Here is a 6,124-nt window from a genome sequence, read left to right on the forward strand (position 1 = left end):
GTTGTGGCGACCATGCGCCAGCTCGGCCTGCTCGGCCTGCCGCGCAACTACGAAATCTTCTATGAAGCGCTGAGCGGCAGCAATCACGAGCTCAGCCTCGCTGTCGTCTCGTTGAGCAACCGCCCGACGCAAAAGGATCTCGATCGCATCGGACGCACCTTCTTCCCGCAGCACCACGGGCCTGCGATCGTCGAACACGCCCGCGAGGTGGTCGCCAAGGAGCTTGAGGACGTCGCTGCGCTGCTGCGCAGCGAGCGCAGCCATATCGAAAAGTACGGCCGCATCCTCGACGAGACGTCGAGCGGCCTGAGCAATCGCAGCCTGCTTTCCCAGGATCTGCTGCAAAAGATCGCCGGCGCGATGTCTGCCGCCACCAGCTCGACGCTGGATCACAACCGCCAGATCGCGAGCACGCTCAGCGAAAAGACGGCCGAGCTCGAGAGCGTCAAATCGAAGTTGGAGGAATACAAGCGGCTCGCCAATACCGATCCGCTGACGCAGATCTGGAATCGCCGCGCCTTCGACAAGGAAATCACGCGCATCTACAACAGCAACCGCGGTATCCTCTTCAACGCGCTCATCCTTGCCGACATCGATCGCTTCAAGGATATCAACGACCGTTACGGCCATCCGGTCGGCGACAGGATCATCCAGATGATCGCCGACATCTTCCAGTCCAGCATCCGCGCCGACATGTTCGTGGCGCGCACCGGCGGCGAGGAGTTCGCGCTGATCGTCGAAGGCGCCAGCGAGGACACCACCTATGAAATCGCCGAGCGCATCCGCGTGCTGATCGAACAGACGCCGTTCACAAGCAGCCAGACCGGGATGAACTATGGCACGGTGACTGTCTCGATGGGCATTTGCATGGCTTCCGAGGCCGACACCCCCGAAGACCTCTACACCAAGGCCGACCGCGCGCTCTACCGCTCCAAGATCGGCGGCCGCAACCGCGTCACCAGGCATTCCACAATGGCCGGCCGTGCCGGCAAGGGCTGGCTGCTCTACAAGAAGGACTGAGGGCACATTGGACACCCTTTCCAAATGAATTTCTGTGGACTATATTTTCCACGGAAATGAAAGGGTGCGCTCATGCCACGTCCAGTCGCTGCCGCGACGGCGGCAGAAAATGCCGTCATCACCAAGGCCACGCTGCGCGCGGCCGACCTGCTCGAGATCACGGCGCGAACGCTTGCTCTGGTCATCGGCGTCTCTGAGGCGACGGTCTCGCGCATGCGCAAGCAGGAGTTCCTGCTCGAGCGCGGCACCAAGCCGTTCGAGCTTGCGGTGCTGTTCGTGCGGCTGTTCCGCTCGCTCGACGCCATCGTCGGCGGCGACGAGACGGTCGCCCGGGCATGGCTGAAGAAACCGAACACGGCGCTCGACGGCACGCCGCTCGAAAAAATCCTGACCATTGCCGGACTTGTCGATGTCATTGCCTACCTGGATTCCCGACGCGCTCTCGTCTGAGGCCGTCAGGCTCGAAGGCAAATATTGGCGGATGGTCGAGGCGCAGCATCGCGTCTCGACCCTGAAGCTGGTCGACAGGCTCGACGAGCAGGGCCTGCTCGAAGACCTCATCGAGGAAAGCAAGCCGCGGATCCCGCTGGAATGCCGCCACCTTCACTATCTTCTGGCGACGCCATTCCGCTACGGCTCGATTTATCCGTACGGCTCGCGCTTCCGCCGCGCCGGCAAGACCAAGGGCGTCTATTACGCCGCCGAGACGGTGCTGACGGCAGTGGCGGAAATGGCCTTCTACCGCTTGCTGTTCTTTGCGGAATCGCCGCAAACGCAATGGCCGGACGACGCGGCCGAATATACCGCCTTTGCCGCGGCCATCAGATGCGAGAAGGCCGTCGACCTCACGCGGCCGCCGCTCGACCGCGACGAGAAGGCGTGGACGGATCCGACTGACTATGCCGCCTGCCAGGCCATCGCCGACGTGGCGCGCGAGGCGGGGATGCAGGCCATCCGCTACCGCTCGGCGCGCGATCCGAAGGGCGCCAACATCGCGCTCTTGACGTGCAGCGGTTTTGCCAAGGCCAAGCCGCTGGAGCCTCATACCTGGCGCATCCGCATCGGCTCGTTCGGGGTCCAGGCAATCTGCGAATTTCCAGACAGGCGGCTGGAATTCTCAAGGACGAGCTTTGTCGATCCGAGGCTGGCGAATATGCGCTGGGAGCGCGGGCGCTAGTTAAGCCAGAATGTTGACCGCACGCGCGGCGACCAGCGCGATCGTCAGCAGCGAGATCATTGCCTCGGCCATCATCAGGAGCTTGGCGCGCTGAGTGAGCGGCAATGTGTCGGTCGGCGAGAACGCCGTCGCATTGGTGAAGGCCAGGAACACGTAATCGACAAAGCCGGGCAGCCAGTCGCGGATCTCGCGATCGGCCAGCGTCATCTGCGGGAACAGGAAATCGGCATGCGCGCGCTTGACCAGGCCGCAGGTCGGCGGGCCGCCGCGGTCGGTGCTCCAGAACCACAGCGCGAAGACGATGACGTTGGTGACCCAGATGTTGAGCGCGTCGACAAGCAGCGTCGTGCCGGCGCCGGCATGGCCTGCCAGCAGCTTCTGGACCAGAAAGACCAGCGAGCCGCAATTCATGATGCTGATGACGCCGGTCATGACCAAGGCGGTACGGCGGATGAAGACGCGAAACCGGCCGATCGCATACCAATGCTCGTGATCGACGGTCTTCTGAGTCGCCATTTGCGTCCAGGCCGTTGCGATCGACAAAGGCACGAGCAGCGCCGCCTCGATCGCGGGCGCGAGCCAGCGCGGACCGAAGGACAGGTCGTTGATGACCAGAAGCTGCAGGCAGATGACGACAAGCACCGCCGCCCGCGCCGACCAGAAGTCGATCGCGCGGTGATGAACGATGGCATGCTCGTGGCGCATGGGGGGACCTGTGTCGTGTGCGCGGTTTTCGACCGCGGGCGACACCTCCACCTCAATCTTGGTCTTGCGATGGTCGCGTAACTATAAATTTTCGTAAGGTTTCGGCGGCCGGCGCCTCGCAGGATCGGCCCAAACGAAAGGGCGTCGGACTTTGTCCGACGCCCCGGTTCGATCGCTGGCAAGCGGCTTAGGCGTTGGCGGCTTGCTTGTGCTGGATCGTATGGCTTTTCTTGAGCAGATCCGAGACCAGGAAGGCCAGTTCGATCGCCTGGTCGGCATTGAGGCGCGGATCGCAATGGGTGTGATAGCGGTCCTGCAGGTCTTCCGCCGTGATGGCCCGGGCGCCGCCGGTGCACTCGGTGACGTTCTTGCCGGTCATCTCGACATGGATGCCGCCCGGATGCGTGCCTTCGGCGCGGTGCACCTCGAAGAAGGTCTGCACTTCCTTCAGGATACGGTCGAACGGCCGCGTCTTGTAGCCGGCCGCCTCGATCGTGTTGCCATGCATCGGGTCGGAAGACCACACCACGTTGCGGCCCTCCTTCTTCACCGCCCGCACCAGCTTCGGCAGATGCTCGGCGACCTTGTCGGAGCCGAACCGCGCGATGAGCGTCAGCCGTCCGGGCTCATTCTCGGGGTTGAGCAGGTCGATAAGCTCCAGCAGGCCGTCCGCCGTCAGCGACGGACCGCATTTCAGGCCGAGCGGATTCTCGATGCCGCGGCAATATTCGACATGCGCATGGTCGGGCTGGCGGGTGCGGTCGCCGATCCAGATCATATGGCCCGAAGTCGCGTACCAATCGCCGGAAGTCGAATCGACGCGGGTCAGCGCCTCCTCGTAGCCGAGCAGCAGCGCCTCGTGGCTGGTGTAGAAATCGGTCTCGCGCAGCGCGAAATTGGTTTCCGACGTGATGCCCACCGCGCGCATGAAATCCATCGTCTCGGTGATGCGGTTGGCGAGCGATTCGTATTTCTCGCCCTGCGGGCTGTCGGCAACGAAGCCCAGCATCCAGCGATGCACGTTCTCCAGGCTGGCATAGCCGCCTTGCGCGAAGGCGCGCAGGAGATTGAGGGTCGCCGCCGACTGGCGATACGCCATCTCCTGCCTTGCGGGATCCGGGATGCGCGACGCGGCGTCGAACTCGATGCCGTTGATGATGTCGCCGCGATAGCTCGGCAGCGTCACGCCGGCCTTGGTCTCGCTGTCGGAGGAGCGCGGCTTGGCGAACTGGCCGGCGACGCGGCCGACCTTCACCACCGGCTGCGCGCCGGCGAAGGTGAGCACCACCGACATCTGCAGGAAGACGCGGAAGAAGTCGCGGATGTTGTCGGCGCCATGCTCGGCAAAGCTCTCGGCGCAGTCGCCGCCCTGGAGCAGGAAGGCCTCGCCGGCGGCGACCGCCGCCAGTTGCTTCTTCAGCTTGCGCGCTTCACCGGCAAACACCAGCGGCGGATAGGTGGTGAGCCGGGCTTCCGTGGCCTCCAGCGCCGCAAGGTCCGGATAGGCCGGAACCTGCTTGATCGGCTTTGCTCTCCACGAATTCGGCGACCATTTTGTCATCGCTGCACCCAAAACTCTTCAGAGCAATTCCAGGAAAACTGTGAACGGTTCAGTCCGGAATTGCGTCAAAACAAACTGGCGAGCGGTCTCGCCCGCCATTCCCGCCCCAATCAGAGGTCGCGGCTCCTTACACGAAGCCGATTTTCTATTCTAGCCGGGAATTTCAGCAGCGGCGAATGCCTTGAACTGCTCGGATGCCAGTGTGAAGCCGTCAGGCAGCTTTGTCGACCAGCCGCGCCAATTGAGTCATGACAACAGCCGAGCCGGCCAGCCGCTTCTCCGCATTCGGCCAATCACGCATGAAGACGACGCTGTGGTCGGCCCTGATCTTGGCCAGCGAGCCCTGCTCGCCGATGAATTTGACCAGTCCGACCGGATTGGGGAATTCGCGCTTGCGGAAGTGGATGACGACGCCCTTGGGGCCGGCATCGAGCTTCTCGACATTGGCCTTGCGGCAAAGCGCCTTGATGAAGACAATCTTCAATAGATGCGTCACTTCTTCCGGCAGCGGCCCGAAGCGGTCGATCAGCTCGGCGCCGAAGCCGTCGATCTCCTCGGTGGTCTCCAAGTCGCCAAGGCGGCGGTAGAGCGCCATCCTGAGCTGCAGGTCCGGCACATAGCTCTCCGGGATCATCACCGCGGTGCCCACCGCGATCTGCGGCGACCAGCCGCCATCCAGCACTTCGCCGGAATCCTTCACTTCGGCCACCGCTTCCTCCAGCATCTGCTGGTAGAGCTCGAAACCGACCTCCTTGATGTGGCCGGATTGTTCCTCGCCGAGGAGATTGCCTGCGCCGCGGATATCGAGGTCGTGGCTGGCAAGTTGGAAACCAGCGCCGAGCGTATCGAGCGACTGCAGCACCTTGAGCCTGCGCTCGGCCGTATCGGTGAGCTTGCGGTTGGCCGGCAGCGTGAACAGCGCATAGGCTCGCACCTTCGAGCGGCCGACGCGGCCGCGCAACTGATAGAGTTGGGCCAGACCGAACATATCGGCTCGGTGGATGATCAGCGTGTTGGCGGTCGGAATGTCGAGGCCGGATTCGACGATGGTCGTCGACAGAAGCACGTCGTACTGGCCGTCATAGAAGGCATTCATGATGTCGTCGAGTTCACCGGCCGGCATCTGGCCGTGGGCGACCGCTACTTTCAGCTCCGGCACGGATTCTCTCAGGAAATCATGGAGTTCGGCAAGATCGCTGATACGTGGCACGACATAGAAGGAATGGCCGCCGCGGTAGCGCTCGCGCAGCAGCGTCTCGCGGATGACCAGCGGATCGAAGGGCGAGATGAAAGTGCGCACCGCCATGCGGTCGACCGGAGGGGTGGCGATCAGCGACAGCTCGCGAACACCGGTCAGCGCCAACTGCAGCGTGCGCGGAATCGGCGTCGCCGAAAGTGTCAGCACATGCACGTCGTTCTTGAGCTCCTTCAGCCGCTCCTTGTGCTTGACGCCGAAATGCTGCTCCTCGTCGATGATCAGCAGGCCGAGATTTTTGAAGGAGATCGAGCTACCGAGCAGCGCGTGCGTGCCGACGACGATGTCGACCGTGCCGTCGGCGACGCCCTTCTTGGTCTCGGCCAGTTCCTTGGAGCCGACCAGGCGCGATGCCTGCGCGACGCGGATCGGCAGGCCGGAAAAGCGTTGCGAGAAGGTCTTGAAA

Annotated in this window: 6 protein-coding genes; 3 read left to right on the forward strand and 3 right to left on the reverse strand. The window is 63.2% G+C overall.

Features of this window, described 5'->3' with window-relative positions:
* From EOA49_RS29540 to EOA49_RS29550, 3 genes are all read left to right on the forward strand, one after another.
* The coding region (locus EOA49_RS29540) for a diguanylate cyclase (protein ID WP_245460838.1) at positions 1 to 1,020 on the forward strand (1,020 nt) is incomplete at its 5' end.
* Between the two features lie 72 nt (positions 1,021 to 1,092).
* On the forward strand, positions 1,093 to 1,470 hold the full coding sequence (locus EOA49_RS29545) for an MbcA/ParS/Xre antitoxin family protein (protein ID WP_127240955.1): 378 nt from the start codon (positions 1,093 to 1,095) through the stop codon (positions 1,468 to 1,470).
* Positions 1,430 to 2,197 carry an RES family NAD+ phosphorylase gene (locus tag EOA49_RS29550; RefSeq protein ID WP_127240956.1) on the forward strand — a complete coding sequence of 256 codons (768 nt, stop codon included), beginning with the start codon at positions 1,430 to 1,432 and terminating at the stop codon, positions 2,195 to 2,197. The genes EOA49_RS29545 and EOA49_RS29550 overlap by 41 nt, the downstream gene beginning before the upstream one ends.
* Here the strand turns inward: EOA49_RS29550 and EOA49_RS29555 are convergent, their stop codons facing one another.
* The 3 genes from EOA49_RS29555 to EOA49_RS29565 all read right to left on the reverse strand — a co-directional run.
* Positions 2,198 to 2,902: a hypothetical protein gene (locus EOA49_RS29555; protein ID WP_127240957.1), complete on the reverse strand. Its 705-nt coding sequence runs from the start codon at positions 2,900 to 2,902 to the stop codon at positions 2,198 to 2,200.
* Positions 2,903 to 3,089: 187 nt separating this feature from the next.
* Positions 3,090 to 4,463 (reverse strand): 3-deoxy-7-phosphoheptulonate synthase class II, encoded by a 1,374-nt coding sequence (locus tag EOA49_RS29560; protein ID WP_127243513.1) that lies wholly within the window; start codon positions 4,461 to 4,463, stop codon positions 3,090 to 3,092.
* A 211-nt stretch (positions 4,464 to 4,674) separates the two neighbouring features.
* On the reverse strand, positions 4,675 to 6,124 hold a 1,450-nt coding region (locus EOA49_RS29565), incomplete at its 5' end, for a TRCF domain-containing protein (RefSeq protein WP_281058465.1).

Origin of the sequence: Mesorhizobium sp. M1A.F.Ca.IN.020.04.1.1 (assembly GCF_003997315.1) — a bacterium.
Lineage (GTDB): Bacteria > Pseudomonadota > Alphaproteobacteria > Rhizobiales > Rhizobiaceae > Mesorhizobium.

Bases quoted from the DNA above. Each gene is read 5' to 3' on its own strand.
- EOA49_RS29545 (WP_127240955.1), top strand. From the start codon at position 1,093: ATGCCACGTCCAGTCGCTGCCGCGACGGCGGCAGAAAATGCCGTCATC.
- EOA49_RS29550 (WP_127240956.1), top strand. From the start codon at position 1,430: ATGTCATTGCCTACCTGGATTCCCGACGCGCTCTCGTCTGAGGCCGTC.
- EOA49_RS29555 (WP_127240957.1), bottom strand. From the start codon at position 2,902: ATGCGCCACGAGCATGCCATCGTTCATCACCGCGCGATCGACTTCTGG.
- EOA49_RS29560 (WP_127243513.1), bottom strand. From the start codon at position 4,463: ATGACAAAATGGTCGCCGAATTCGTGGAGAGCAAAGCCGATCAAGCAG.